The sequence below is a fragment of the Neisseria sp. genome (assembly GCF_041804105.1).
GTDB lineage: Bacteria > Pseudomonadota > Gammaproteobacteria > Burkholderiales > Neisseriaceae > Neisseria.
Genome location: NZ_JBHCJY010000135.1, coordinates 1 through 3,026, shown reverse-complemented (window position 1 = coordinate 3,026; position 3,026 = coordinate 1). Strand labels below are relative to the sequence as shown.

Sequence of the window (3,026 nt, the reverse complement as noted above, 5' to 3'; positions counted from 1 at the left end):
TGGCATATTTTCTCGTCCTGTTGAGTGAAATACTTGCCGGCACCATGCCGACAAGAGCGGAATTATAGTTTCGGTGCAAACACTTAGTCAAGCCGTGAGCTAAAAAAGTGTTTGGTTTGCGGTATTTGGCGGGGTTTTGCCCACAGTTTGAGGCCGTCTGAAAACGTTTCAGACGGCCTTCTGTATTTCTGTGGCCTTACTTACGCGGCAGCGCAGCGGTGGTAGTGCCGCAGGGCGTGTTCTTTGCGGCGGCCGCTGCTGAAGGCGGACACGCGCTTGAGGTAGCCGATAACGCGGGTGCCGTGGTCGATATGGTGCGAACCGCAGGCGCTGCACTGATGCAGGGTGCGTTTATCTATATAGCCGCAATCGTTGCAGATAGTAATGCGCACGTTGACGCAGAAATAGTTGCAGCCGGTTTGGGCGGCGATGTCGAGCAGTGAGCGGTAACCGGCCTGCGGCAGGGCTTCGTCTAAATTCAGGTGCAAGGCGGAGCCGCCGTCGAGCCATTCGGTAAGCTCGCGGCCGTGCAGCAGGAATTTGTCGAGCGCGTTGGTGCTTTCGTCTTCCACGATATAGAAATAAGAGTTGTAGCAGTCGCGCGAAACCTTATAGCCGTCGGCCTTGTCCCATTTGGCGTTTTTCACGCCGAGGTTTTCGGCGGGCACGAATTCGGTGTTGAACTTCACGCCGTAGTGTTTGGATGCGGCCTGGTTGGCCTGATAGATGGTTTTCAGACGGCCTTGTACGAAGTTGACGTAGTTTTCGTTGTAACCCACGGCAATCCCGCGCGATTCGGCGGCTTCGGCCATGCCGTTGATGCCGATGGTGAGAAACTGTTTGTCGAGCGTGATAAAGCCTGCGTCGTACACGGGCAGCATGCCGGCGGCCTGGTATTCTTCCATCAGCTTGCGGTAGGCGTATTGGTAGCGGTGGATTTTGCCCACCTCTTCCGCCAAATCGCGCCCGTCTTGCTCCAAACGGTTCATATTGATGGTAATCACGTTAATCGAACCGGTGGCCACGCCGCCCGCGCCAAGGGTGTAGGAAAAGGTATGGTCTTCGATTTGGTTGCGCAGGCGGCAGCACGAGGCAAGTGAATCGGGGTTGTCGGAAAGGTAAACGAAAAACGAATTGCCCTCGGCCAGCTCCTGCGCCATTTGGCCGGCGAATTCGGTGTCTTTGCACTTGCCGTTTTCGGTGAGCATGGCGGCGGTTACCACGGGGAAGGTCAGCACGGCTTTGCTGCGCTCCCGATTAAACCATTTCAGGAAAAACAATTGCAAAGCGGCCACGCTTTCCCAATCGGGTTTGCTGAAATCGGGGAACACGAAATCGGCGAACATGGCTTCGAAATAATGGCGGTCGTACACCGAAATATTCCAAAACACGCTCTGATAACCGCGCGCGGCGGCGGGCTGGTTGATGCTGTACACCACCTGCTGCATATGGTTGGCGATTTCCGCCGCGTGGGTTTGCAGGTAACCGCTGCCGTAGTCTTTGCGGGCGAAATAGTCGAAATAAGTTAAAAACTCAACCGTGGCCACCGCGCCGGCAAACTGCGCGCTGATGGCAAACACCAGATTGATAAACGAACCGCAAAACGATGCAAGATGCTTGGGCGCTTTCGATTCGCCGCCGAGCTTGGCCAAGCCATCCAGCAAAAACGGATACAGCGTAACCGACACGCAATAAGGCTTGAGGCTGGTTTCGTCGTGCACATAAATTTCATGCGCTTCGATTTGGCGGATATATTCGTCGGCAGCGGCCTTGCCGAAGACTTCTTCGATTTTGCGGGAAACCTGCGCACGGTTGACCTGCACGAAAAAATCCTTCATCAGCTCGGCTTCCATCGTGGCGATGTTTTTTTGGGTAACGTTGGCATTGGCATCCATTTTCGAGCCGTCGGCCGCGTTTTGCGCCGAAACATAGTCGTTCATAAACGCCAGTTTGCCGTTCAGCTGCTCTGAGGTGAGCCGGATCATGCGTTTGCTCCTCTGAATAAGTGGGTTAGGTTTTCACCCGAATGAATACGGATAAAGCGTTGGTTGGTGGCCGCACTGTCCAACCCGCCCAACTCCGGCCGCCAACGGCCGGTTTTCAAAAACGTGAGATAAGGCAGCAGGCCGTCTGAAAGCTCTTCACGCTCCAAACCGGTGTATAAGCAGCTTTTCAAACCCGCCTCATGCACCACTTCCAACATACGGCGCAGCGCATCAGGCAGCCATTCGCCGCCCATAAACAGCACACAGGTAATCAGCCCACGATAGCGTTTCAGACCGCCTTTCAAATAATCTTCGGTCAGCTCCGAACCGGCGGCCGCACGCCAAGCATCTGCACTGTGGCAGCCTTCGCAGCGCAACGGGCAGCCCGAACACAAAAACGCCAATGACACCTCGCCCGGCACTTCCTGCCACACGATTTGCTCGGCGGTGAATCTAAGCGTTTGTCCATCCATTTAAAACACCATATATAGTATTAAAAAAATATAAAACTACTAGATATGGTATTTTATAGATTTTCAGACGGCCTTCATTGAGATGAATCAAATTACGCCGTGCAACATGGCAAAAAGCAAACAAGCCGTCTGAAAATTTTCAGACGGCCTTATCTTTCGCAAGATACTTGAGATACCTACTTTATGCAATCTTGTAGTTCATTTATTTGAAAATCCGTCATGATAATTTGCTCTATCCATAGCATTTCTACTAAAAAAACTGCCACTGTAATATGGGTAATAAGCCATTACTTATCTCCTATTTAGAAATTTTATAGCAATTACTCTCCATTTTTTGATTAACATAAAGATTTTCAATTCAAAGCTCTTGAACGATGAACTTTTACCGTCGTATATCCATTTTCTCTATATAAATTGTTACTAAAATTTTGTTTAGACTTATAAGGAAATTAATAATATATATATATTCGAATTTTTTTACTAATTACTTTATTTTTTATCCCATTTTTCAAAGTATTTTCACCTATACATCCAACCATGAAAAATAAAGTAATTAGTAAAAAAATTC

Annotated in this window: 2 protein-coding genes; both read right to left on the bottom strand. The window is 49.9% G+C overall.

Annotated elements, in window-relative coordinates:
• Positions 1 to 200 precede the first annotated feature (200 nt).
• On the bottom strand, positions 201 to 1,985 hold the full coding sequence (nrdD, locus tag ACEYDX_RS11410) for an anaerobic ribonucleoside-triphosphate reductase (RefSeq protein WP_373742139.1): 1,785 nt from the start codon (positions 1,983 to 1,985) through the stop codon (positions 201 to 203).
• On the bottom strand, positions 1,982 to 2,458 hold the full coding sequence (gene nrdG, locus ACEYDX_RS11405) for an anaerobic ribonucleoside-triphosphate reductase activating protein (RefSeq protein ID WP_373742138.1): 477 nt from the start codon (positions 2,456 to 2,458) through the stop codon (positions 1,982 to 1,984). Before nrdG ends, nrdD begins: the two co-directional genes overlap by 4 nt.
• Positions 2,459 to 3,026: the final 568 nt, after the last annotated feature.